Source organism: Paraburkholderia monticola (assembly GCF_001580545.1).
Classification (GTDB): Bacteria; Pseudomonadota; Gammaproteobacteria; order Burkholderiales; family Burkholderiaceae; genus Paraburkholderia; species Paraburkholderia monticola.
Map to the genome: position 1 here is coordinate 25,556 of NZ_LRBG01000011.1, position 24,847 is coordinate 50,402.

Here is a 24,847-nt window from a genome sequence, read left to right on the forward strand (position 1 = left end):
TAACCGCAGCCGTGCCTCACGTCGGCGACGTTAGCGTGTGCCGCGTACCCGCCGCAGCTCGTCGATCACGAGCAGGATCGCGCCGATCGTGATCGCGCTGTCGGCGAGATTGAACGCCGGCCAGTGCCAACCGCCCACGTGGAAATCGAGGAAGTCGATCACGTGGCCGTACGCGAGCCGGTCGATCACGTTGCCGAGCGCGCCGCCGAGAATCAGCGCGAGCGCCGTGCAGAACATTTTCTGTCCGCTGTGGCGCTTGAGCAGATAGCAGATCACCAGCGCGGCGACCACGCCGAGCGCGGTGAACGCCCAGCGCTGCCAGCCGCCCGCCATCGCCAGAAAGCTGAACGCGGCGCCCCGGTTGTACACGAGGATCAGGTTGAAGAACGGCGTGACCTCGTGCGGCACACCGTAGGCGAACACCTTGCGCACGGCGATTTTCGTCAGCTGGTCGAACAGGATGACGATCAGCGCAATGCCGAGCCAGGGTGCGAGCGAGCTGCTTGCGGTGGACGTTTTCGACATGGTTCTCGCCATTATGCCGCGCTCCGCGTTTCGCCACTGCCGAACAGATTGCTGAAGCAGCGGCCGCACAGCGACGGATGCTCGGCGTTCGCGCCGACGTCCGCGCGATAGTGCCAGCAGCGCTCGCACTTCAGGTACTTCGAGGTGATCACTTCGACGCCTTCGTCCGCTTCGCTGTCGACCTTGACGACGTTCGCCGCCGACGTGATCAGCACGAACTTCAGGTCGTCGCCGAGGCTCGCGAGCGCGTCGTAACGCGCGCCGCTCGCGCGGATTTCGACTTCCGCCTGCAGCGACGAGCCGATCAGGTTCGCGACCCGCGCCTCTTCGAGTGCCTTGGTCACGTCGCCGCGCGCCGCGCGCAGCAGCGTCCACTTGTCGAGCAGCGCGCCGGCGTCTGGGACGGCCGGGTAGGCGTGGTACGTCTCGGTGAAGATCGTTTCGTTGTTCGGCTGGAACACCTTCCAGGCTTCTTCCGCGGTGAACGACAGGAACGGCGCCATCACGCGCAGCAGGCCGTGCGCGATGTGGTAGAGCGCGGTCTGCGCCGAACGGCGCGCGACCGAATCCGCCGCGGTGGTGTAGAGGCGGTCCTTCAGCACGTCGAGGTAGAAACCGCCGAGATCTTCCGAGCAGAACGTCTGCAGCTTCGCGACCACCGGATGGAACTCGTACTTCTCGTAGTGCGCGAGGATGTCGTTTTGCAGGTTCGCCGACAGCGCCACCGCATAGCGGTCGATTTCGAGCCAGTCTTCGACCGGACGCGCGTGCTGCGCGAAGTCGAAGTCGGACAGGTTCGCGAGCAGGAAGCGCAGCGTATTGCGGATACGGCGGTAGCCTTCCGTCACGCGCTTGAGGATTTCCTCGGAGATCGCGAGCTCGCCCGAGTAGTCGGTCGACGCGATCCACAGGCGGATGATTTCCGCGCCGAGGCGGTTCGCCACCTCATGCGGATCGATACCGTTGCCGAGCGACTTGCTCATCTTGCGGCCTTCGCCGTCGACGGTGAAGCCGTGCGTGAGCAACGCGTTGTACGGCGGCCGGCCGTCGAGCATCGACGCGGTCAGCAGCGACGAATGGAACCAGCCGCGGTGCTGGTCCGAGCCTTCGAGGTACAGGTCAGCCGGGAATTGCAGCTCGTCCTTGTGCGAGCCGCGCAGCACATGCCAGTGCGTGGTGCCCGAGTCGAACCACACGTCGAGCGTGTCGCGGTTCTTTTCGTACAGGTTCGCGTCGTCGCCGATCAGCTCGCGCGGATCGAGCGTCTGCCATGCCTCGATGCCTTCCTTCTCGACGCGTTGCGCGACTTGCTCGAGCAGCTCCAGCGTGCGCGGATGCAGCTCGCCGGTTTCCTTGTGCACGAAGAACGCCATCGGCACGCCCCACTGACGCTGACGCGAGAGCGTCCAGTCCGGGCGGTTCGCGATCATGCTGAAGAGGCGCTGCTTGCCCCACGACGGATAGAACGCCGTGTTCTCGATGCCTTCGAGTGCGGTTTCGCGCAGCGTCTTGTTGCCGTCGTTGGGCTTCACGTCCATGCCGGCGAACCACTGGGACGTGGCGCGGTAGATGATCGGCGTCTTGTGGCGCCAGCAGTGCATGTAACTGTGCGAGTACTTCTCGGTGCGCAGCAGCGAGCCGGCGCCTTGCAGCGCCTCGACGATCTGCGGATTGGCCGCCCAGATCGACAGGCCGCCGAACAGCGCGAGCGATTCGATGTAGCGGCCGTCGCCCATCACCGGGTTGATGATGTCCGAGTCGGCCATGCCGTGCGCTTTGCACGACACGAAGTCTTCCACGCCGTAGGCGGGCGACGAGTGCACGACGCCGGTGCCGGTTTCGGTCGTCACGTAGTCGCCGAGGTAGACCGGCGCGGTGCGCTTGTAGGCCGGATGCGCGGACGCGAGCGGGTGGTTGAAGCGCAGGTTCACGAGCTTTTCGCCCTGCGTCGTCGCGACGATCGTGCCTTCGAGGCCGTACAGCTTCAGGCAGGCCTCGACACGCTCCTCGGCGAGGATCAGCAGACCGCGCGGCGTGTCGACGAGCGCGTAGACGATTTCCGGATGCAGGTTCAGCGCCTGGTTGGCGGGAATGGTCCAGGGCGTGGTGGTCCAGATCACGATGCCGCCTTCGTTGCGCGGCAGCGCGGCGAGGCCGAACGCCTGTGCGGTCTTCTCCGGTTCGGCGAAGCTGAACAGGACGTCGATCGTCGGATCGGTCTTGTCCTTGTACTCGACTTCCGCTTCAGCGAGCGCCGAGCCGCAGTCGAAACACCAGTTGACCGGCTTCAGGCCGCGAAACACGTAGCCCTTTTCCATGATTTTCGCGAGCGCGCGGATTTCGCCGGCTTCGTTCGCGAAGTTCATCGTCTTGTACGGGTTGTCCCAGTCGCCGAGCACGCCCAGACGGCGGAAGCCCACTTTCTGCTTCTCGATCTGCTCGGTCGCGTAGGCGCGCGCCTTCTGCATCACTTCGGCCGCGGGCAGCGCCTTGCCGAACTGCTTTTCGATCTGGATTTCGATCGGCATGCCGTGGCAGTCCCAGCCCGGCACGTAGACCGCGTCGAAGCCCGCCAGATTGCGCGCCTTGACGATCATGTCCTTCAGGATCTTGTTCACCGCGTGGCCGAGGTGGATGTCGCCGTTCGCATACGGCGGGCCGTCGTGCAGGATGAACTTCTTGCGGCCTTTGGAGGCGGCGCGGATCGTGTCGTAGACCTTGCGTTCCTGCCAGTCCTTGACCCACTGGGGCTCGCGCTTGGGCAGGTCACCGCGCATCGGGAACGGCGTGTCGAGCAGGTTGACCGGGTAGCGGGACTGCGGTTTCGAATCGGCTTTCTTGTTGCTCATGATGTGGGTGGCGGTGAATTCGTTTCTATGCGTAGCGGCGCGCGGATTGCGCGACGCGCGAGGAGCGTGAGACGCGTCCGGCAGGCGGCTCCGCGTGAAGCCCGGACGCCCTTCGATGCGCGCAGCGGCGGTTCGTGCGGCGTGGCGCGCCGGTCCGAACCGCGGCGGTTATCTAATTCGGTCGGTGGCCGAGGTGGCGAAACCGGTGGAACGACTGCCCGGCGTGCCGGCGCCGACCGCGGCGAACCACGCGCGCGCATTGGCGACGTCGCGCGCGATCGCGGCGGTGAGCGTTTCGAGGTCGACGAACTTCTCCTCGTCGCGCAGCTTCTTCAGGAATTCGACGCGCACGAGTTTGCCATACGCGTCGCCGTGCCAGTCGAGCAGGTGCACTTCGAGCAGCACGCGGCCGGAATCGTCGACGGTGGGGCGCAGGCCGAGGCTTGCGACGCCCGGCAGCGGTTGCTCGGCGATGCCGTGAACCTGGACGACAAAAATGCCGGCGAGTGCCGGGCGCTTGTGCGCGATCGGCAGATTGAGCGTCGGAAAGCCGAGATCGCGGCCGAGCTTCATGCCGTGCGTGACGTGCCCGCTGATCAGATAGTCGCGCCCGAGCGCGGCGCGCGCCGAATCCAGGTCGCCGGCGATCAGCGCCGCGCGCACGCCCGAGCTCGAAATGCGCGCGCCCGACGGATCGGCGACCGTCGCCATCTGTTCGACTTCGAAACCGTACTGCTTGCCGGCCGCCTGCAGCGACGCGAAATCGCCGGCGCGCTTCGCGCCGTAGCGGAAGTCGTCGCCGATCATGATCCAGCGCGCGTGCAATCCGTTGACGATGATCCGCTCGACGAACGCATCCGGCGACTGGCTCGCGAACGTCTGATTGAAGTGCTCGACCACGACCCGGTCGACCCCGTTGGTGCGCAGCGCCTCGAGCTTGTCGCGCAGCATCGCGATGCGCGGCGGCGCGCCGGCCGGGTTGAAGAACTCGCGCGGGTGCGGTTCGAAGGTCATCACGCAGACGGGCAGGCCACGCGCATTGGCCGCCGCGCGCACGTGCGCGAGCAGAGCCTGGTGGCCGCGGTGGACACCGTCGAAGTTGCCGATGGTCAGCGCGCACGGCGCGCGGCTCTCGGCATTGGGAAGACCGCGGAAGACTCTCACGATAGCGGGATGCAGCGGTTGCTGCGGTTGCAATAGGGGCGCGGCCAAGGTGCCGCAAAACACACGATTATAAACACTTGGCGCAACAGAAGGCTGCGCGGTCGCGGTCCGGCGATTGCCGAATGATAAAATCCGCCCATGAAAAAACTCGTCATCCTGATTTCCGGGCGGGGCAGCAACATGGAAGCCATCGTGCGCGCCTGCGCAGGGGAGGGCTGGCCGGCGCGGGTCGCCGCCGTGATTGCCAACCGTCCCGATGCCGCGGGGCTCGCGTTCGCGGCCTCACACGGCATCGCCACCGCGGTGGTCGATCATCGCCAGTTTCCGGATCGCGATAGCTTCGACGCGGCACTCGCCGAGCAGATCGACGCGTTCGCGCCGGACCTCGTCGTGCTCGCGGGCTTCATGCGCGTGCTGACCTCGCGCTTCGTCGACCACTACGCAGGGCGCATGCTGAACGTGCACCCGTCGCTGCTGCCGAGCTTTCCGGGCCTGAAGACCCACCAGCAGGCGCTCGACGCCGGCGTGCGGCTGCACGGCGCGTCGGTGCATTTTGTCACGTCGAAGCTCGATCACGGGCCGATCGTGTTGCAGTCGGCGGTGCCTGTCGAGGCGGACGATACCGCTGCAACGCTCGCCGCACGCGTGCTCGCCACCGAGCACATCATTTATCCACGCGCGGTGCGCTGGTTCGTCGAAGGGCGTCTCGCTCTCGACGGCTCGCGCGTCACGCTTACGCCGTCGGAGCCGCAATGGCTCTTTGCCGGTCACACCGCCGGAGAGGGCGCATGAGATTACATGGTTTCCTGATTGGACAAACTGAAACGCTGCTAGCCGAAGTGCTGAGGCTGAATGGCCCCGCCGACGCCACCACGAGCCGCTTCTTCCGCGCGCATCCGAAGCTCGGACACTCTGAGCGCGGCGTGATCGCCGAGGCGGTGTTCGCGGTGCTGCGCCGCCGGATGGAGTTCGCGCATCTGGCCGAAAGCGGCACCGGCAGCCCGGCGCGCCGCATGGCACTGCTGGGCCTGATGCAGACGGCCGGGCGCTCGGCGCTCAAGCCGTTCGTCAGCGAGGCCGAGGCGACGTGGCTCGAACACGTGGCGAAGATCGACCCGGAAAGTCTGCCGCTGCGGATTCGCCTGAACCTGCCCGACTGGATCTGCCAGGCGCTGAACCCGCGCTTCGAGGCCGCCGAACTCGCGCAGCTGGCCGCCGCGCTGAACTATCCAGCGCCGCTCGATCTGCGCGCGAACCCCATCAAGGCGAGCCGCGAAGACGTGCTGGGCGCGCTGTCGAAGGCCGGCATCGAGGCGGGCGCGACACCGTTCGCGCCGCTCGGCGTGCGCGTGGTCGGCAAGCCGGCGCTCACCAAGCTCGATGCATTCCAGCAGGGCTGGCTCGAAGTGCAGGACGAGGGCAGCCAGCTGCTGTGCTCGCTGGTCGCGCCGCGGCGCGGCGAGATGATCGTCGATTTCTGCGCGGGCGCGGGCGGCAAGACGCTGGCGCTCGGCGCGGCGATGCGCTCGACCGGCCGCCTCTACGCGTTCGACATCTCCGAGCGGCGTCTCGCGAAGCTGAAGCCGCGGCTTGCGCGCAGCGGTCTGTCGAACGTGAATCCGGTGCTGATCGACAGCGAACACGATGCGAAGATCAAGCGTCTGGCGGGCAAGATCGACCGCGTGCTCGTCGATGCGCCGTGTAGCGGCCTCGGCACGCTGCGCCGCAATCCGGATCTGAAGTGGCGCCAGTCGCCGGAGTCGATTACCGAGCTGGCGCCGAAGCAGGCATCGATTCTCGCGAGCGCGGCGCGTCTCGTGAAGAAGGGCGGGCGACTCGTCTACGCGACGTGCTCGATTCTCGAGGCGGAAAACGAGGCGATCGTGCAGCAGTTCCTCGCCGATCACCCGGACTTCGCGCTGGTGCCCGCGCGTGACGTGCTCGCCGAGCAGCGCATCGAACTGGAAATGGGCGACTACCTGTCGCTGTGGCCGCACCGCCACGCGACCGACGGCTTCTTCGCCGCCGTGCTCGAGCGCCAGAGCTAGGCAACCGGCTCCTGGCCGGCGCGCGGGTTCGTCGACGAATCCATCCGCGCCGGCGATTTCGGCGAGATCCATGCATACGACTTTTCCCCACATGTTCAGCGACATCGCGCGCGACTTCGGTCAGCCCGTGATGTTGTGGCAGGTCGCCATCCTGGTCGCGACGCTGGTCGTCGCGTGGCTGCTCGCGCGGGCGCTGCGTCGCCGCATCGAGCGGCCGCGCTACCAGAGCCTGCGCTTCGGCATGGAGAGCCTCGACCGCGCGGCTTTCCCGCTGATCGGGGCGGCGCTCGTGTGGCTCGCGCGGGCGATCGCCGATCCGTTCATGGACACCGCGCTGCTCGATCTGGCGCTGGTGCCGCTCGTCGGCATCGGGCTGATCTACATCGTGTTTTTCTTCGCACGGCGGGTGTTCAATCGCGAGGGCGGGGAGCATCCGTGGCTGTTTCTCGTCGAGAAAATCGTCTCGGTGGTCGTCTGGGTCGGCATGGTGCTCACGCTGCTGGGCATCCAGAACGCCGTGATCGAGTGGATGGACAGCGTGCGCTTTCGCGTCGGCAACGCGCACATGACGCTCCTGTCGCTGATCACGGGGCTGCTGTGGGTCGGCGTCACGATGATCGTCGCGATGTGGCTCGGCTCGACGTTCGAAGACCGCCTGATGCGCTCGAAGACGCTCGACGCCAATCTCAAAGTGGTGGTCGCGCGCGTCGGCCGTGCGGCCTTCGTGCTTGCGGCGATCCTGGTCAGCCTGTCGATCGTCGGCATCGACATCACCGTGCTCGGCGTGTTCGGCGGCGCGCTCGGCGTCGGGCTCGGCTTCGGCATGCAGAAGATCGCGAGCAATTACGTGTCGGGCTTCATCATCCTGCTCGACCGCTCGTTGCGGATCGGCGACACGATCAACGTGAGCGGCCTGCAAGGCCGCGTCACGCAGATCCGCACGCGCTACACCGTGGTGCGCGGGCTCGACGGCATCGAGACGCTGATTCCGAACGAAAAGCTGATCACCGACGTCGTGCAGAACCAGTCGTCGTATCTGACGCGTGGGTACGCGAGGCTGGCCGTGCAGATCGCCTACACGTCCGACGTCGAGCAGGTGATGACGCTGCTCGCCCAGGCCGCCGACGACGTCCCGCGAGTGCTGCGCGAACCGGCGCCGACGCCGTTTCTGGTCGGCTTCGGTCCGGACGGTATCAATCTCGAACTAGGCTTCTGGATCGAGGACGCGGCGAGCGGAACGGGTGGCGTGCGCTCGACGGTCAATCGCAATATCTGGCGTCTCTTTTCCGAGCACGGCGTCACGATTCCGCTCGCGCAACGCGAGGTGCGCATTGTCGCCCCAGCAAGCGGCGCAATGCCGCACCCGGTAACAATGACCGACCCTGCGCTCGCTGCTGCCGATCCGGCGCTGAGGCCCGCCAACGGGGCCGTCAACGACGGCCGCTAGGTCCGTTTTCACGCCGTTACGGCGTCCGCGCGAGCGACGCGGCAGTCACTATCAGCTTGATGCCGCACAAAAAATCCCTATTTGTTACAAACACTTGGGACGCTTCAAGTAGAATATCGTCCTGTCCCGCTGTATGCTTTCACTTTCATGACACACGCGGCGCGTGTGCTCCGAATCTCTCGTTCTGCAGGTAACTTACCTTGTTGAATTCTTTGCTCGATTTCCTTGCCCACGGCCTGCTGCATTTCTCCTGGTGGCAACTCGTCGTGTACACGCTGATCGTGACGCATATCACGATCATCGGCGTGACCGTCTATCTGCATCGCTGCCAGGCGCATCGCGCGCTGGATCTGCACCCGATCGCCAGTCATTTTTTCCGTTTCTGGCTGTGGATGACCACCGGCATGCTCACCGGCCAGTGGGCCGCGATTCACCGCAAGCACCACGCGAAGTGCGAGACCGAAGAGGATCCGCACAGCCCGCAGACGCGCGGCATCTGGAAGGTGCTGCTCGAAGGCGCCGAGCTCTATCGCACCGAAGCGAAAAACGAAGAAACGATGCGCAAGTTCAGCCACGGCACGCCGAACGACTGGATGGAGCGCAACGTCTACACGAAGTACCCGATTCTCGGCGTGAGCCTGATGATGGTGCTCAACGTCGCGCTGTTCGGCGTCGTCGGACTGACCATCTGGGCCGTGCAGATGGTGTGGATTCCGTTCTGGGCCGCGGGCGTGGTCAACGGTCTTGCGCACTTCTGGGGCTATCGCAACTTCAATTCGTCGGATGCGAGCACCAACATTTTCCCGTGGGGCATCATCATCGGCGGCGAAGAGCTGCATAACAATCATCACACGTATGCGACGTCGGCGAAGCTGTCGAACAAGTGGTACGAGTTCGACATCGGCTGGATGTACATCCGCATCATGCAGGCGTTTCGTCTGGCCAAGGTGAAGAAGGTTGCGCCGACGCCGCGCCTGACCACCGGCAAGCTCGTGCTCGATCAGGACACGCTGCAGGCCGTGCTCGCGAACCGTTACGAAGTGATGGCGCGTTACGCGAACACGATCAAGCGCGCGTACCGCCAGGAGCTTGCGCATCTGAAGGAAGTCGGTGCGCGTGAAAAGTATCAGGTGATGCGTGGCGCGCGGAGCTGGTTCCACAAGGAAGAAGCAGGTCTGAACGAGCCGCAGAAGCTCCAGCTGCCGCAGATTTTCGCGAACAGCCAGAAGCTGAAGACCTACATCGACATGCGCAACGAACTCGCGGCGATGTGGGAGCGCTCCAACGCTTCGCGCGAACAACTGCTGGTTCAATTGCAGGACTGGTGCCATCGCGCCGAGCAGAGTGGTATCAAGGCGCTGCAAGACTTCGCGATGCGACTGCGTCGCTATGCCTGAAATCCATTAAAATTTAAGAACGTCACAAAACCCCGCGTTGGCGGGGTTTTGCATTTTTGGGCTGCGGAAAAGCATCGCGTCTGTAGCGCGAGCGGCAAGCCGCGGCGGCCAGGTGAGGGCAGAGGAGATGATGGAGCAGCAAGCGATCAAGGCCGTCGAATACGATCGGCCTCAGGCGCAGGGCACGACTTGCGGAATCGGGCAGGCGTGGGCGAAGGTGCCCGAGACGCCGTCGCCCGCAGAGAAACAGGCGCTGAAGGCGCGCATTCGTGCGTTGCTCAAGCGCGAGAAGGCGGTGCTGGTAGCGCATTATTATGTCGATGCCGAATTGCAGGAGCTCGCCGACGAAACCGGTGGCTGCGTCGCCGATTCGCTGGAAATGGCGCGCTTCGGGCGCGATCACGAGGCGCAAACGCTGGTAGTCGCGGGCGTGCGCTTTATGGGCGAGACTGCGAAAATCCTGAGCCCCGGCAAGCGCATCCTGATGCCCGATCTCGACGCGACCTGTTCGCTCGACCTTGGCTGTCCGGTCGATGAGTTCTCGGCGTTCTGCGATGCCCATCCAGACCGCACGGTGGTCGTGTATGCGAACACGAGCGCGGCCGTGAAGGCGCGCGCGGACTGGATGGTGACGTCGTCGATCGGGCTCGAGATCGTTGCCGATTTGCATGCGCGCGGCGAAAAGATCATTTGGGCGCCGGACCGTCATCTCGGCAACTACATCCAAAGCAAGACCGGCGCCGACATGCTGATGTGGCAAGGCTCGTGTCTCGTGCACGACGAATTCAAGGGCATCGAACTCGATCTGCTGCGCGCCGAGTATCCGCACGCGAAGGTGCTCGTGCATCCGGAGTCGCCGGCCAATGTGGTCGCGCAGGCGGACGTGGTCGGCTCGACTACGCAACTGATCGACGCCGCCCAGAAGCTCGATGCAACGCATTTCATCGTCGCGACCGACCTCGGGATCCTGCACAAGATGCAGCTCGCCGCGCCCGGCAAGACGCTGATCGCCGCGCCGACGGCCGGCAACAGCGCGACCTGCAAGAGCTGCGCGCATTGCCCGTGGATGGCGATGAACGGGCTCGCGAATCTGGCCGACGTGCTCGAGCGCGGCCACAACGAGATTTTCGTCGATCGGTCGATCGGCGAACGGGCACGCCTGCCGATCGACCGCATGCTCGACTTCGCGGCGCGCCACAAAAAGCGCGTGCAGGCGAGCGGCGATCTCGCGCGCGACGCGCAACTGTATTCGAACGTGGGGGCAGCGTAATGACGGTGATGGAGAAGGCAGCCGAGCAGGCGGCGGCGCGCGAAGTGGGCAACGCAGTGTCACCGCTTTTCGCGGAGATTCACGCGCAATACGGCGCGGCGTTCGACGCGGCGCTCGCGCGCAACGTCGCCGATGCGCTCGCCGAAGACGTTGGCAGCGGCGATCAGACCGGTCGCCTCGTGCCCGCGGATGACGTCCGCAATGCTCGCATTATCGTGCGCGAGGATGCGGTGCTGTGCGGCGTGCCGTGGTTCGACGCGGTGATGCGCTCGGTCGACCCGCGGATCGAAGTTCAATGGCGTTATGGCGAGGGCGATCGCATGAGCGCCGACACGACGGTCTGCGATCTGCGCGGGCCGGTGCGCGCGCTGCTGACGGCAGAGCGCAATGCGATGAATTTCCTGCAGCTGCTGTCGGGCGTGGCGAGCGCGACGCGCCGCTATGTCGACGCAATTGCGCACACGCGTACGCGCGTTCTCGATACGCGCAAGACGCTGCCGGGTTTGCGGCTCGCGCAGAAGTACGCGGTGCGCGTCGGTGGCGGCGCAAACCAGCGGCTCGCGCTCTACGACGGCATCCTGATCAAGGAAAACCACATTGCCGCGGCCGGCGGCGTCGGTGCGGCGATGGACTCGGCGCTCGCGTTGAATTCGGGCGTGCCGATCCAGATCGAAGTCGAAACGCTCGAACAACTGGAAACCGCGCTCGCGCATCGCGCGCAGTCGATTCTGCTCGACAATTTCTCGTTCGACATGATGCGCGACGCGGTCCGTATCACGGCGGGGCGTGCGGTGCTGGAGGTATCTGGCGGCGTGAACTTCGAGACCGTGCGTACGATCGCGGAGACAGGCGTTGACCGCGTGTCGATCGGCGCGCTGACCAAGGACGTGCGCGCGACCGACTATTCGATGCGGATCGTTTGAGCCTCGCGCGTTTCGCGGATCAAGAAACGCTTGCGCTAACTGAACAAGGCCATTGCCGGAGTTTTCCGGCAATGGCCTTGTCGTTTGTGGTGCCGTTTCGTCGTGCCCTTCGACGCAAGGCCGTTAGGCATTCCGCCTGCGCACATACTTCGGCGTGAGCACCGTCGGCAGCGCCTTGGGCAAACTGGCCGGCCAGTCGCGGCTGAAATGCAGGCCGCGGCTTTCGCGTCGCGAGCGCGCGCCGTCGACGATCAGCGACGCCACGTCGACCAGATTTCGCAACTCCAACAGGTCGCGGCTCACCTTGAAGTTCGCGTAGTACTCGTGGATCTCGTCGCGCAGCAGCGCGAGCCGGTGCTTGGCGCGCTCGAGCCGCTTGTCGGTGCGCACGATGCCGACGTAGTTCCACATCAGCCGGCGCAACTCGTCCCAGTTGTGCGCCACCACGACTTCCTCGTCCGGATCGGACACGCGGCTTTCGTCCCAGGCCGGCAGCGGGGCGTGGACGGCGGCGGCAAAGCCTTCCGCCTCGATCGCCTCGGCAGCCGAGCGGCCGATCACGAGGCATTCGAGCAACGAATTGCTGGCGAGCCGGTTCGCGCCGTGCAGGCCGGTGCAGGACGTTTCGCCGACCGCGTAGAGGCCCGCGAGGTCGGTGCGGCCCGCCAGATCCGTGACGACGCCGCCGCACGTGTAATGCGCGGCCGGCACGACCGGAATCGGCTCTTTCGTTATGTCGATACCGAACTCGAGGCAGCGGGCGAGGATCGTCGGGAAATGCTCGTGCAGGAATTCGGCCGGCTGGTGGCTGATGTCGAGGTACACGCAATCGATGCCGCGTTTCTTGATCTCGAAGTCGATTGCCCGAGCGACGATATCGCGCGGCGCCAGTTCCGCCCGCTCGTCGTGATTGGGCATGAAGCGCGTGCCGTCGGGCAGCTTCAGAATGCCGCCTTCCCCGCGCACCGCTTCCGAAATCAGGAACGACTTCGCGTATGGATGGAACAGGCAGGTCGGGTGGAACTGGATGAACTCCATGTTCGACACGCGGCAGCCCGCGCGCCATGCCATCGCGATGCCGTCGCCGGTCGCGGTGTCGGGGTTGGTCGTGTAGAGGTAGACCTTGCCGGCGCCGCCGGTCGCGAGCACGGTATGCGGCGCTTCGATCGTGACGGTGCGGCCGCTTTGCAGATCGAGCGCGTACAGGCCGTGGCAGCGGCGGCCCGGCAGGCCGAGGCGCTCGGAGGTGATCAGGTCGATCGCGTGATGGTCTTCGAACAGCGTGATGTTCGGATGCTGGCGGACCTGCTCGCTGAGCGTGGCGACGACCGCGTGGCCGGTCGCATCGGCCGCGTGAATGATCCGACGATGGCTGTGGCCGCCTTCGCGCGTCAGATGAAAGCCGAGTTCCGCGGCGTCGTCCCTGGTGAACGGCACACCCTGTTCGATCAGCCATTCGATCGCGGCGCGTCCATGCTCGACGATGAAGCGGGTTGCCGTCTCGTCGCACAGGCCGCCACCCGCGATCAGCGTGTCGCGTACATGATTCTCGACGCTGTCTGCGGAATCGAGCACCGCGGCGATGCCGCCTTGCGCCCAGTCGCTCGCGCCCTCGGTCAGCGATCGCTTGGCGATCACAGCAACGCGCCGTGTCTGCGCGAGATTGAGCGCGACGCTCAAACCAGCCAGACCGCTTCCGACAATCGCCACATCGAATTCCATTGCCCACATCTCCGTCTTTCGTTTTACCGTAACGACGCGCGAGCCGCGCGCCGCGAAAACGACAAAGGATACGCGCCGCAACGCGCTAGCGAAAGCTGGCCAAACGGAGAATAGGGCGATTCGTGCGCAATGCAGCGCTGTCGCGACGGCCGCGCAAAACAAAAAAGCCTCGCACGAATGCGAGGCTTTTTATGTTTTTGCCTTCGTCAGGCTGGAGAGCCAAGATTACTTGATCTTGGTTTCCTTGTAGTCAACGTGCTTGCGGATGACCGGATCAAATTTCTTGATCAGCATCTTTTCCGGCATGTTGCGTTTGTTCTTCGTGGTCGTGTAGAAGTGACCCGTGCCTGCGGTCGATTCCAGCTTGATCTTGTCGCGTGCGCCTTTCGCCATGATTTACTCCTTAGGCTTCACCGCGTGCGCGCAGGTCTGCGAGCACAGCGTCGATACCGTTCTTGTCGATCAGGCGCAGACCGGCGTTCGAAACGCGCAGACGCACCCAACGGTTTTCGCTTTCCACCCAAATACGGCGGTTTTGCAGGTTCGGCAGGAACCGGCGCTTGGTCTTGTTGTTCGCGTGGGAAACGTTGTTGCCGCTCATCGGCGCTTTCCCAGTTACTTGGCATACGCGTGCCATGAGAGCACTCCTAATACGCTAATTCTGAGTTCGAACGCCGTGAAAGTTTCCCGAAAAGAGTCGCGCTGAAGATGTGCGAGGTTGCGCCGAAGTTGTATATCGATGCACTCGCTACCACAGCCGCCTGACCTTTGCGGAACGCCTTGATGGCTTCGGAACAGGGGGTTGGAAATAGGCAAACCGGAATTCTAGCAGAAAAAAAGCCGCAAAATCAAACCTTATTTGCGATGCGGCACACAGCGGTGTGCGGCGGCCTTTCCGCTTCCCGCCTCCGCGCGGGCGGGCGTGCGGCGCCTGGCCAGCCGGCGCGGGCGAATGAGTATACGTTGTCCGCGCCGATCACCAGATGATCGATCAACTGCACGTCGACGAGGGCGAGCGCGTCGCGCAGCGTCCGCGTGAGCTGACAGTCGCTCGCGCTGGGCTCGACGGCGCCGGACGGATGATTATGCGCGACGATCAGGCTGGCCGCGTTTGCGGCGAGCGCCCGCCGCACGATTTCACGGGGATACACGGCCATGCGCGTCAGCGAGCCGCGCGCGCTTTCCTCGCAGCGGATCAGCCGATGGCGCGCGTCGAGAAACAGCGATACGAACACCTCCTGCGGCTGTCCGCCAATCAGCAGGCGCAAATAGCTTTCGACCGCTTCGGGCGAATTCATGAGCGGGCGCTTGCGCATCTTGTCGACGAGCGAGCGGCGCGCCATTTCCATGATCGCGAGCAATTGCGCCTTTTTCGCGGGCCCGATGCCGCGAATGTCGTCGAAGTCCGTGTACGTCGCGTCGAGCATCGCGCGCAGCGAGCCGAAGCGCTCGAGCAGCGCCCGCGCGACGCTGAATACGTCGTGGCCTGGCAGGCCGGAGCCGAGCACCAACGCGATCATTTCGGTATCCGACAGCACGTCGGGACCCTGCTCGATCAGCCGCTCGCGCGGCATGTCGCGCCGCAGCCATTTGCCACGGAGCAGTTGCGGCCCGCCGCGGGCATTTGAACCGGTGCCTTTGGGCGAAGCCCTGGTCGGCCCGTCCGTCGCGCCTTTTGTGCCTTCCCTACCCCGTACTCGCGATTTCGGCCGCGCCGTTGGCGGCAGTGTTTCGTCGATCGTGCTGGCGAAATCAACCATATATATAGAGTCCTCCGCGTAAGGTTGACGGCGCGCTCGGCGCAACGCGCCGGCGGGCCGTACCGCTCTCGCGCGCGACGGACTCAAGCCGGCGCCCGCGAGGTGGCTTACAATAGACGCTTTGCGCACGGCACCCGACGGTTTGCCACACGCGTCGACTGCGCCCGCGGCGCACGCGTGCAGCGCGCAACGACAGAGCGAGCATTGCATGAGCATCATCGACATTTCCGAGGTGAAACCCGGTTCACACGTCACGCTGCATTACCGGCTTTCCCTTGCCGATGGCGCCGAAGTCATCAATACATTCAACGACAAGCCGGCCACGCTGCTGCTCGGCGCCGGTCAACTGGCGCCGCCGCTGGAAGATATTTTGCTGGGTTTGAAGGTAGGCCACCATTCGACCTTTCAGCTAGCACCGGGGCAGGCGTTCGGTCCGCGTAATCCGGACCTGATCCAGCGCGTGTCCCTCGCCACGCTGCGGGAGAACAGCATGATCGGCGAGGATTTTTCGCCGGGTGATCTGGTCGAATTCAACGCGCCGGGCGGCGGGCGCTATGCCGGCGTGCTGAAGGAAGTCGGCGAAACGTCGGCCCTGTTCGATTTCAATCACCCGCTTGCCGGCCAGGCGCTGGCGTTCGAAGTGAAAATCATCGGGATTCTGTAAACATGAGCATGACCGATACGACTCTTGCCGAAGCGGAGATCCTGCTGGCCCAGCCACGCGGGTTCTGCGCCGGCGTCGACCGGGCGATCGAGATCGTCGAGCGGGCCATCAAGCTGTATGGCTCGCCGATCTACGTGCGTCACGAAATCGTCCATAACGCCTACGTGGTCGAAGATCTGCGCAAGAAGGGAGCGATCTTCATCGAGAACCTGGACGAAGTGCCGGCCGGCAACACGGTGATCTTCAGCGCGCACGGCGTGTCGAAGGCCGTGCGCTCGGAGGCGGAGTCGCGCGGGCTGCGGGTGTACGACGCCACCTGTCCGCTCGTGACCAAGGTGCATATCGAAGTCGCGAAGATGCGCCAGGACGGTTTCGACATCGTCATGATCGGCCACAAGGGCCACCCGGAAGTCCAAGGCACGATGGGCCAGGCGGCCGAGGGTATGCATCTCGTCGAGGACATCGAGGACGTGCAGGCATTGCAACTCGCCGATCCCGAGCGGATCGCGTTCGTCACGCAAACCACGCTCTCGGTCGACGACGCCGCTGAAATCATCGGCGCGCTGAAGGCCAAATACCCGTCAATCCGTGAGCCGAAGAAGCAGGACATCTGCTACGCCACGCAAAATCGCCAGGACGCCGTGAAGTTCATGGCGCCGCAGTGCGACGTCGTGGTCGTCGTCGGCAGTCCGAACAGCTCGAATTCGAACCGCTTGCGCGAACTCGCCGAAAAGCTCGGCGTGCCGGCCTATATGGTCGATTCGCCCGATCAGATCGATCCGGTTTGGGTCGAGGGCAAGCGCCGCATCGGCGTGACGGCCGGGGCGTCGGCGCCGGAAGTGCTGGCGCAGGCGGTGATCGCGCGTCTGCGCGAACTGGGCGTGCGCAACGTGCGCGCGCTCGAGGGCATCGAGGAAAACATCGCGTTTCCGCTGCCGCGCGGGCTCGGTCTGCCAGCTTGACAAACCGTTTTCATCGCTGAAAGGAAAGCGCACCCGAGGGTGCGCTTTTTTTATGTCCCGAACCGGCGGTCCTTCGAAAAATTAAGTGCCACATCGGGCGGATTCGTCAGAATTCGGTGGTCTCGCGCACAAATCATTTTGAATTGTGATCGGGTTTTTTATTGATTTTCACACGATGGAGCCCCGTTTTAAGCTGACAAAAGCTTTAAGGCGAATTAATCATGCACTGAATTAGTGCGGCTGATCAATATGCGCTAAACGGTCATACCCGACGCAAAGCCCGGCCTATCCGGCATTCACGCCAACCGCCCGCAACACTTGATGCCATCGGGCTCGGCGACGGTGCAACTGGTGCACGAAAACGGATCGCAACCGGGTTGCGCTTTTTGGTGGATTTAGCTCTCAAAATCAGGTTGCAATGCAGGAAAACCCCACCGGTTCAACAATATTGCCAGCCGCATAATTGGAGTTACAATGCGCGCGTTCTCAAGGCCTTCAGGTCCTGAACAGTGGATTTTGCAAGGCGCAGGAGACCTTACTTGATGCGAGTCAAATTTGCTTACGCCGTGTCCATCGCGGCCGCGGTTGCGATGCTGACTGCGTGCGGCAAGAAACAGGATGGCGAAGCGGGAACGGGCGCATCGGCGGCTTCGGCCGCGGCGGTCGCCGCCGCGAGCAAAGCGACTATCGTGAAGATCGGTCATGCGGCCCCATTGACGGGCGGCATCGCGCATCTGGGCAAGGACAACGAAAATGGGGCGCGCCTCGCGGTCGAGGAAATCAATGCGCAGGGTCTGACGATAGACGGTCGCAAGATCGAGCTGCAGCTCGACGCGCAGGACGACGCGGCGGATCCGAAAACCGGCACCGCCGTCGCGCAGAAACTGGTCGACGATCATGTGGTCGCGGTGATCGGGCACCTGAACTCCGGGGTCTCGATTCCGGCGTCGAAGATCTATAGCGACGCGAGCATCGTCGAGATCTCGCCGTCGTCGACCAATCCGGCGTACACGCAGCAAGGCTTCAAGACGACCTATCGGGTGGTCGCGACCGACGCGCAGCAGGGTCCGGCGCTCGCCAATTATGCGACCAAGGCGCTGGGCGCCAAACGCATCGCGGTCGTGGATGATGCGACCGCCTATGGCAAGGGCCTCGCGGACGAGTTCGCGAAGACCGCCGAGGCGAGCGGCGCGAAGATCGTCGCGCGGGAGGCGACGAACGACAAGGCCACGGATTTCCGGGCCATTCTCACGAAGATCAAGAGTGTTCAGCCGGACGCCATCATGTTCGGCGGCATGGACGCGACGGGCGGGCCGTTTACGAAGCAGGCGGCGGCGCTCGGTATCAGGGCAAAAATCCTTGGCGGCGACGGTGTGTGTACCGACAAGGTGGGTGAGCTGGCGGGTACCGCCGTGCAAAACCTGGTCTGTTCGGAAGCAGGACTCGCGCTTTCGAAAATGGACAAGGGAGCGGACTTCGAAAAGAAGTACGAGGACCGCTTCCACACGCCGGTGCAGATTTACGCGCCGTTCACGTATGACGCTGTGTACGTGATCGTCGATGCAATGAAGCGCGCTAATTCGATCGAGGCGCCCAAGGTGCTGGCTGCGATGCCTTCGACCGATTACAACGGGGTAATCGGCCACATCGCGTTCGACGACAAGGGTGATTTGAAAGAGGGCGCCATTACGCTTTACGACTTCAAGGACGGCAAGAAAGCAGTGCTCGACGTCGTAAAGATGTGATGACGGGAAGTTCGGCCTGACGGCACCGACACCATCCAACGGTGCCGTTTTTGCATCCGTCCAGGGGGAGCTTGCGACCGCATCACGGTCGTCAGGGCAAACCGGCAGCGGATAACCCTTACCGGTCTTTTACATCAGTACCCGCAGTGCCGTTGAGATTCGTAGCGCATCACCGCCCACCGGCAGATGAAAAACGCGAATCCAGTCGCACGGGCTAAGGAGCAATAAATGGATATCTTCATCCAGCAAATCCTGAATGGACTGGTGCTTGGCAGTGTCTACGCCATCATCGCACTGGGCTACACGATGGTTTACGGCATTCTGGGCATCATCAACTTCGCTCACGGCGATGTGTTGATGGTGGGCGCGATGGTTGCGCTCTCCGCCATAGGTGTGCTGCAGAACCACTTTCCGGGCCTCGGCAATGTGCTGACGCTCGTCATCGCGTTGATCATCGCAGCGGTGGTCTGCGCGGTGGTCGGCTACACGATCGAGCGCGTGGCCTACCGGCCGTTGCGGCGCGCGCCGCGTCTCGCGCCGCTGATCACCGCGATCGGTGTCTCGATCCTGCTGCAGACGCTCGCGATGATGATCTGGTCGCGCAATCCGCTGCCGTTCCCGCAGCTGTTGCCCACCGACCCGATCAACGTGATCAAGGCCACCGACACGACGCCCGGCGCCGTGATTTCGATGACTGAAATCGTGATCATCGTGGTGGCGTTCCTCGTGATGGGCGGCCTCCTGCTGCTCGTGCACAAGACCAAGCTCGGCCGTGCGATGCGCGCCATCGCCGAGAACCCGAACGTCGCGAGCCTGATGGGTGTGAACCCGAACTTCGTGATTTCGGCGACCTTCATGATCGGCTCGGCGCTCGCCGCGCTGGCCGGCGTGATGATCGCATCCGAATACGGCAACGCGCACTTCTACATGGGCTTCATTCCTGGCCTGAAGGCCTTTACCGCGGCGGTGCTTGGCGGTATCGGCAATCTCGGCGGCGCGATGGTCGGCGGGGTGATCCTCGGCCTGATCGAGCAGTTGGGTGCCGGCTATATCGGCAACCTCACAGGTGGCGTGTTCGGCAGTAACTATCAGGACGTATTTGCGTTCATCGTGCTGATCATCGTGCTGGTGTTCCGTCCGTCGGGTCTGCTCGGCGAACGTGTCGCGGATCGCGCCTGATCCCGGGCCACAAGGAGTCAACAATCATGACCTCAATTCAACCGATCGAGCCGTCCACGACGCTCATCCCCGAGAAGAACCGCGCGAAGACGCTGACCATCGGCATCCTCACCGCGGTCTTCGTGATCGCCGCGCCGATGGTCATCGGTGCGGCGGGTGGTAACTACTGGGTCCGCGTGCTCGACTTCGCGATGCTGTACGTGATGCTCGCGCTGGGTCTTAACGTGGTGGTGGGTTTTGCCGGCCTGCTGGACTTGGGCTACATCGCGTTCTACGCGATCGGCGCCTACACGGCCGCGCTGCTGAGCTCGCCGCACCTCGCCACGCAATTCGAGTGGATCGCGCATCTCGCGCCGAACGGTCTGCACGTGCCGATCTGGATCATCGTGCCGATCGCGATGGCGCTCGCCGCGATGTTCGGGATTCTGCTCGGCGCGCCGACACTGCGTCTGCGTGGCGACTACCTCGCGATCGTGACCCTCGGCTTCGGGGAAATCGTGCGGATCTTCATGAACAACCTCGACCGTCCGGTGAACATCACCAACGGCCCGAAGGGGATCACCGGCATCGACCCGGTGCAGGTCGGCGGTTTCAGCCTGTCGCAGACGCACACGCTGTTCGGCATGCAGTTCCCGTCGGTGTACCTCTACTACTACCTGTTCGTGCTGTGCGCGCTGTTCGTGATCTGGACCTGTACGCGTTTGCAGCATTCGCGTATCGGCCGCGCGTGGGCCGCGATCCGCGAAGACGAAATCGCCGCCAAGGCGATGGGGATCAACACCCGCAACGTGAAGCTGCTCGCGTTCGCGATGGGCGCGTCGTTCGGCGGTCTGTCGGGCGCGATGTTCGGCTCGTTCCAGGGCTTCGTGTCGCCGGAATCGTTCACGTTCTGGGAATCGGTCGTGGTGCTCGCCTGCGTGGTGCTCGGCGGCATGGGCCATATTCCGGGCGTGATCCTCGGCGCGGTGCTGCTCGCGGTGTTCCCCGAGTTCCTGCGCTCGACGATGGGTCCGCTGCAGAACATGATCTTCGGCCATGAAATCGTCGATACCGAAGTGATCCGCCAGTTGCTGTACGGTCTGGCGATGGTCGTGATCATGCTGTATCGCTCGGAAGGCCTGTGGCCCGCACCGAAGCACGAAGACAGGCTTGCGAAGCTGGCGAAGCGTAACGGCAAGAAGCCGGTGCGCGCATAAGGTCCGGTGGAGAAAAAGACATGAGCGATAACGTAAGCAACAACGCGGCGATCCGTCTGTCCGTGAAGGGCGTCAACAAGCGCTTCGGCGGCCTGCAGGCGCTTTCGGAGGTCGGCCTGCAGATTCGCGCGGGCGAGATCTACGGTCTGATCGGCCCGAACGGCGCCGGCAAGACCACCTTCTTCAACGTGATCACGGGTCTGTACACACCGGATTCGGGCGAGTTCAAGCTCGATGGCGAGAACTACACGCCGACCGCGGTCTATCAGGTCGCCAAGGCGGGCATCGCGCGCACGTTCCAGAACATCCGTCTGTTCGGCGGCATGACCGCGCTCGAAAACGTGATGGTCGGCCGTCATGTGCGCACCAAGCACGGTCTGCTCGGCGCGGTGTTCCAGACGCCGGCGGAGCGCCAGGAAGAGCGCGAGATCAAGGAGCGCGCGCTCGAACTGCTCGACTACGTCGGTATTACGCAATACGCGGACTACACGTCGCGCAACCTGTCGTACGGCCACCAGCGTCGGCTCGAAATCGCCCGCGCTTTGGCGACCGATCCGAAGCTGCTCGCACTCGACGAACCGGCGGCCGGCATGAACGCCACCGAGAAAGTCGAGCTGACCAAGCTGCTCGACAAGATCCGCGCGGACGGCAAGACGATTCTGCTGATCGAGCACGACGTGAAGCTCGTGATGGGTCTGTGCAACCAGATGACGGTGCTCGACTACGGCAAGGTGATTGCGCAGGGTCTGCCGCAGGACGTGCAGAAGGATGCGAAGGTGATCGAAGCTTATCTGGGTGCGGGGGTCCACTGATGTCCACGACACAAGCAATGTTGAAAATCAAGGGCCTGCAGGTCAACTACGGCGGCATCCAGGCGGTCAAGGGTGTCGACCTCGAGGTCGGGCAGGGCGAACTCGTCACGCTGATCGGCGCGAACGGCGCGGGCAAGACCACGACGATGAAGGCGATCACCGGCCTGAAGGCGTACGCGGCCGGCGACATCGAGTACATGGGTCAGTCCATCAAAGGACTGCCCGCGCACGAGCTTCTGAAGCGCGGTCTCGCGATGGTGCCGGAAGGGCGCGGCATCTTCGCGCGCATGTCGATCGTCGAGAACATGCAGATGGGCGCGTACCTGCGTACCGATACCGACGCCATCAAGTCGGACGTCGAGCGCATGTTCGGTTTCTTCCCGCGTCTGAAGGAGCGCGCCACGCAATACGCCGGCACGCTGTCGGGCGGCGAGCAGCAGATGCTCGCCATGGCACGCGCGATCATCTCGCGGCCCAAATTGCTGCTGCTCGACGAACCGTCGATGGGTCTGTCGCCGATCATGGTCGAGAAGATCTTCGAAGTGGTGCGCTCGATTTCCTCCGAAGGCATGACCGTGCTGCTCGTCGAGCAGAACGCGCGTCTGGCGCTGCAGGCGGCGAATCGCGGCTACGTGATGGACTCCGGTCTGATCACGATGTCGGGTGACGCGAAGCAGATGCTCGACGATCCGAAGGTTCGGGCCGCGTATCTGGGTGAATAAGTGGGCGAATAAGTGGGTGAATAAAGTAGGTGATTAGCTGGGCGCGTGTCTTTCGCGCACACGTCCGGCTTGCAACGCGCCTCGCGATTCATTTCGTGGGGCGCGTTTTATTTTGCGGACTAAGGCGTGAATTATGGGAGTCGCCCGATAACCGCGCTGATTTCGTCCTTGTTGAATGCGCGCAGTGTTTGCGAGCGGACATTGCCGGCCGAGCCGAGTGCGAGGCCGAAGGCGAGGAAACTCTGCTCGTCTGCCGCTTCGACGATCGAGACCAGGTCGTATTCCCCCATGGTCCAGTAGATCTGCTTCATTTCGCAGCCAAAAGATTTCGCCATTTCTGCCGCCTGCCCGGCTCGCTGTACGGTGTTCTTGACCGCTCGAACACCCTGATCCGTGAATTGCAGGAGCACCACATAAGTCGCCATGAAGATTCCCCTTAGGATTCAAACGCGTTGGGACTCAGTCGCATGAGCCGTCCCCGGGGAGCGTCGCGAACCGCCGCAAACGTGTTTTGCGAGCCCCGGCGCCGTCTCGTGCGTAAACGATTCTAGGCAATCCAACTGCCCGTCATCCGCTGATTGTCCGAATCCGCCGATATGTGCGCCGTTTGTCGGAGAACCATGGAAAAAGGCCGCATGCGCCAACCAGCGCATGCGGCCTTTTAATCAGGTGTACGACGCGAATCAGCCCGCCGTTGCTGCGTCCGCGTATTGGCCGAGCCGTTTGCCGAGGCTGATCACCGCGTCGGCGCGATAACCGAGCGCGTCGTAGAACGCGCGCACTTCGGCCGTCGCCGACGACAGCACCTGCAGGTTCAGCTTCGGACAACCAAGCTTCGTCAACTCGCCCTCGACGTGCGCGACCAATCGCGTGCCGATGCCATGACGTCGCACCGAGGCGTCGACCGCGAGCGAATACAGCCAGCCGCGGTGCCCGTCGTAGCCGCCCATCACGGTGCCGACGATGCGTTCGTCGAGCACCGCGACGAAGAACAGCTCCGGCTGCGTCGCGAGCTTGTTCGCGATCGACAGACGCGGATTGCGCTGCGGTCGCGTCACGTCGCGATACTCGGGAAACACCGCCTGCCATAGCGCGATCACCGCTTCGGTATCGCTCGCGTCGAAGCGGCGGATCGACAGCGTCGTGTTCGTCGTCATCGGTGCGCTCCTGTGCCGATTACAGCGAGTCGAGGACCGAACGCAGCATCGCCATCATCTGGTCGATCTCTTCGGTGGTCACGTTCAGCGCGGGCATGAAGCGCAGCAGGTTCGGACGCGCGGCGTTCAGCAGCACGCCGTCGGGCTGCATCTCGCGCGCCTTCTCGACGATCTGGTTGCCGATGTCCTTGCCGAGCAGCAGGGCGCGCAGCAGACCCTCGCCGCGCTCACCCTCGAAGCCGCGCTCTTCGGACAGCTCGAGCAGTTTCGCGCGCAGATATTCGCCGCGCGAGCGCACGCCTTCGAGGAAGCCCGGCGCCGTCAGTTGCGAGATCACCGAATAGCCGACCGCGGTCATCAGCGGATTGCCGTTGTAGGTGCCGCCCTGATCGCCTGCCTCGAACACGGCGATTTCCGCCTTCGACAGCAGCGCCGCGAGCGGCACGCCGCCGCCGATGCCCTTGCCGAGCGTCATGATGTCCGGCTCGATGCCCGACAGTTGATACGCGAACAGCGTACCGGCGCGACCGCAGCCGCTTTGCACTTCATCGACGATCAGCAGCAGGTTGTGCTTTTTCGTCAGCTCGCGCAGCTGTTGCATGAATTCGCGCGTGGCGGGGATCACGCCGCCTTCGCCCTGGATCGGTTCGAGCATCACCGCGACGGTCTTCGCGTTGATCAGCCTTTCCACCGACGCGATGTCGTTCAGGTCCGCCTTCGGGAAGCCCGGCACCTGCGGCGCGTAGATCGTGTCCCAGCCGGGCTTGCCGCTCGCCGACATCGTCGCGAGCGTGCGGCCGTGGAAGCTGTGATCGAACGTGATGATCTCGAACGCGCCGTCCTTGAACTTCTTGCCCCATTTGCGCGCGAGCTTGATTGCGCCTTCGTTCGCCTCGGCGCCGCTGTTCGCGAAGAACACCTTGTCGAAGCAGCTGTGCTTCGTGAGCAGGCCCGCGAGCTTGGCCATCGGTTCGTTGTAGAACGCCGGCGACGGGTTGATCAGCAGCTTGGCCTGGGTATTCAGCGCTTCGATCATGCCGTCGTTGCAGTGGCCGAGGCTGTTGACCGCCCAGCCCTGAATGAAATCCAGGTAGCGCTTGCCGGTGTTGTCGTAAATCCACGAGCCTTTACCGTGCGTGAATACGATTTCGGGCCGGTTCGTGATGTACATCAGCGAATCGATTGGATACTCATTGAAATTCATGACGGCAGGCTCCAGGCAAAAGGTAAGAGCAGGGTGAAGAAACGGTGTCGGTTTGGCCCATCGAAAAGACGGCCCGGAAAAACAGAAAAGCCACGGCATGC

At 63.7% G+C, this 24,847-nt stretch carries 23 protein-coding genes; 13 read left to right on the forward strand and 10 right to left on the reverse strand.

Going from position 1 to position 24,847, the window contains the following annotated elements:
* Positions 1–30: 30 nt before the first annotated feature.
* From lspA to CI15_RS13755, 3 genes are all read right to left on the reverse strand, one after another.
* Positions 31–537 (reverse strand): signal peptidase II, encoded by a 507-nt coding sequence (lspA, locus tag CI15_RS13745; protein WP_062128623.1) that lies wholly within the window; start codon positions 535–537, stop codon positions 31–33.
* Positions 537–3,374: an isoleucine--tRNA ligase gene (gene ileS / locus CI15_RS13750; RefSeq protein ID WP_062128625.1), complete on the reverse strand. Its 2,838-nt coding sequence runs from the start codon at positions 3,372–3,374 to the stop codon at positions 537–539. The genes lspA and ileS overlap by 1 nt, the downstream gene beginning before the upstream one ends.
* 168 nt (positions 3,375–3,542) lie before the next feature.
* Positions 3,543–4,538, reverse strand: a complete 996-nt coding sequence (locus tag CI15_RS13755) for a bifunctional riboflavin kinase/FAD synthetase (protein ID WP_062128945.1) — start codon at positions 4,536–4,538, stop codon at positions 3,543–3,545.
* 138 nt (positions 4,539–4,676) lie between these two features.
* Here CI15_RS13755 and purN point away from each other — a divergent pair, with 138 nt between their 5' ends.
* From purN to nadC, 6 genes are all read left to right on the forward strand, one after another.
* The gene (purN, locus tag CI15_RS13760; RefSeq protein ID WP_062128627.1) at positions 4,677–5,330 is read left to right on the forward strand and encodes a phosphoribosylglycinamide formyltransferase; all 654 of its coding nucleotides are present in this window, start codon (positions 4,677–4,679) and stop codon (positions 5,328–5,330) included.
* Positions 5,327–6,586: an RsmB/NOP family class I SAM-dependent RNA methyltransferase gene (locus tag CI15_RS13765; protein WP_062128628.1), complete on the forward strand. Its 1,260-nt coding sequence runs from the start codon at positions 5,327–5,329 to the stop codon at positions 6,584–6,586. Before purN ends, CI15_RS13765 begins: the two co-directional genes overlap by 4 nt.
* 70 nt (positions 6,587–6,656) lie before the next feature.
* Positions 6,657–8,033, forward strand: a complete 1,377-nt coding sequence (locus CI15_RS13770; RefSeq protein ID WP_241495836.1) for a mechanosensitive ion channel family protein — start codon at positions 6,657–6,659, stop codon at positions 8,031–8,033.
* 200 nt (positions 8,034–8,233) lie between these two features.
* On the forward strand, positions 8,234–9,430 hold the full coding sequence (locus CI15_RS13775) for a DesA family fatty acid desaturase (RefSeq protein ID WP_062128632.1): 1,197 nt from the start codon (positions 8,234–8,236) through the stop codon (positions 9,428–9,430).
* A 130-nt stretch (positions 9,431–9,560) separates the two neighbouring features.
* Positions 9,561–10,700: a quinolinate synthase NadA gene (gene nadA, locus CI15_RS13780; protein ID WP_174543230.1), complete on the forward strand. Its 1,140-nt coding sequence runs from the start codon at positions 9,561–9,563 to the stop codon at positions 10,698–10,700.
* Positions 10,700–11,623 carry a carboxylating nicotinate-nucleotide diphosphorylase gene (gene nadC / locus CI15_RS13785; RefSeq protein WP_062128636.1) on the forward strand — a complete coding sequence of 308 codons (924 nt, stop codon included), beginning with the start codon at positions 10,700–10,702 and terminating at the stop codon, positions 11,621–11,623. The genes nadA and nadC overlap by 1 nt, the downstream gene beginning before the upstream one ends.
* A 123-nt stretch (positions 11,624–11,746) precedes the next feature.
* On the opposite strand, the gene nadB is transcribed toward nadC, so the two are convergent.
* From nadB to radC, 4 genes are all read right to left on the reverse strand, one after another.
* A complete protein-coding gene (gene nadB, locus CI15_RS13790) occupies positions 11,747–13,345 on the reverse strand; it encodes an L-aspartate oxidase (protein ID WP_062128638.1) in 1,599 nt (532 codons plus the stop codon).
* A gap of 225 nt (positions 13,346–13,570) precedes the next feature.
* Positions 13,571–13,738, reverse strand: coding sequence for a 50S ribosomal protein L33 (gene rpmG / locus CI15_RS13795; RefSeq protein ID WP_008919555.1), 168 nt, complete (start codon positions 13,736–13,738; stop codon positions 13,571–13,573).
* Between the two features lie 10 nt (positions 13,739–13,748).
* On the reverse strand, positions 13,749–13,982 hold the full coding sequence (gene rpmB / locus CI15_RS13800; RefSeq protein ID WP_007180631.1) for a 50S ribosomal protein L28: 234 nt from the start codon (positions 13,980–13,982) through the stop codon (positions 13,749–13,751).
* Positions 13,983–14,193: 211 nt separating this feature from the next.
* Positions 14,194–15,105 carry a RadC family protein gene (gene radC, locus CI15_RS13805; protein ID WP_062128640.1) on the reverse strand — a complete coding sequence of 304 codons (912 nt, stop codon included), beginning with the start codon at positions 15,103–15,105 and terminating at the stop codon, positions 14,194–14,196.
* Positions 15,106–15,313: 208 nt separating this feature from the next.
* Between radC and CI15_RS13810 the strand changes: the two genes are divergently transcribed.
* The 7 genes from CI15_RS13810 (at position 15,314) to CI15_RS13840 (ending at position 22,385) form a co-directional block, all read left to right on the forward strand.
* A complete protein-coding gene (locus CI15_RS13810; protein WP_062128641.1) occupies positions 15,314–15,769 on the forward strand; it encodes an FKBP-type peptidyl-prolyl cis-trans isomerase in 456 nt (151 codons plus the stop codon).
* A gap of 2 nt (positions 15,770–15,771) precedes the next feature.
* Entirely contained in the window at positions 15,772–16,731 is a 960-nt protein-coding gene (gene ispH, locus CI15_RS13815) for a 4-hydroxy-3-methylbut-2-enyl diphosphate reductase (protein WP_062128643.1), read from the forward strand.
* 542 nt (positions 16,732–17,273) lie between these two features.
* Positions 17,274–18,476 carry a branched-chain amino acid ABC transporter substrate-binding protein gene (locus tag CI15_RS13820; RefSeq protein WP_062128645.1) on the forward strand — a complete coding sequence of 401 codons (1,203 nt, stop codon included), beginning with the start codon at positions 17,274–17,276 and terminating at the stop codon, positions 18,474–18,476.
* A gap of 228 nt (positions 18,477–18,704) precedes the next feature.
* Entirely contained in the window at positions 18,705–19,655 is a 951-nt protein-coding gene (locus CI15_RS13825; RefSeq protein WP_062128647.1) for a branched-chain amino acid ABC transporter permease, read from the forward strand.
* Positions 19,656–19,681: 26 nt separating this feature from the next.
* Entirely contained in the window at positions 19,682–20,851 is a 1,170-nt protein-coding gene (locus CI15_RS13830; protein ID WP_062128649.1) for an ABC transporter permease subunit, read from the forward strand.
* 20 nt (positions 20,852–20,871) lie between these two features.
* Entirely contained in the window at positions 20,872–21,663 is a 792-nt protein-coding gene (locus CI15_RS13835) for an ABC transporter ATP-binding protein (RefSeq protein ID WP_027198609.1), read from the forward strand.
* A gap of 17 nt (positions 21,664–21,680) precedes the next feature.
* Positions 21,681–22,385 (forward strand): ABC transporter ATP-binding protein, encoded by a 705-nt coding sequence (locus CI15_RS13840; protein ID WP_153041106.1) that lies wholly within the window; start codon positions 21,681–21,683, stop codon positions 22,383–22,385.
* Between the two features lie 131 nt (positions 22,386–22,516).
* Here CI15_RS13840 and CI15_RS13845 read toward each other — a convergent pair whose 3' ends face one another.
* The 3 genes from CI15_RS13845 to CI15_RS13855 form a co-directional block, all read right to left on the reverse strand.
* On the reverse strand, positions 22,517–22,810 hold the full coding sequence (locus tag CI15_RS13845; RefSeq protein ID WP_062128653.1) for a GYD domain-containing protein: 294 nt from the start codon (positions 22,808–22,810) through the stop codon (positions 22,517–22,519).
* 258 nt (positions 22,811–23,068) lie between these two features.
* Positions 23,069–23,542 (reverse strand): GNAT family acetyltransferase, encoded by a 474-nt coding sequence (locus CI15_RS13850; RefSeq protein WP_062128655.1) that lies wholly within the window; start codon positions 23,540–23,542, stop codon positions 23,069–23,071.
* Positions 23,543–23,561: 19 nt separating this feature from the next.
* A complete protein-coding gene (locus tag CI15_RS13855) occupies positions 23,562–24,746 on the reverse strand; it encodes an acetylornithine transaminase (protein ID WP_062128657.1) in 1,185 nt (394 codons plus the stop codon).
* Positions 24,747–24,847 lie beyond the last annotated feature (101 nt).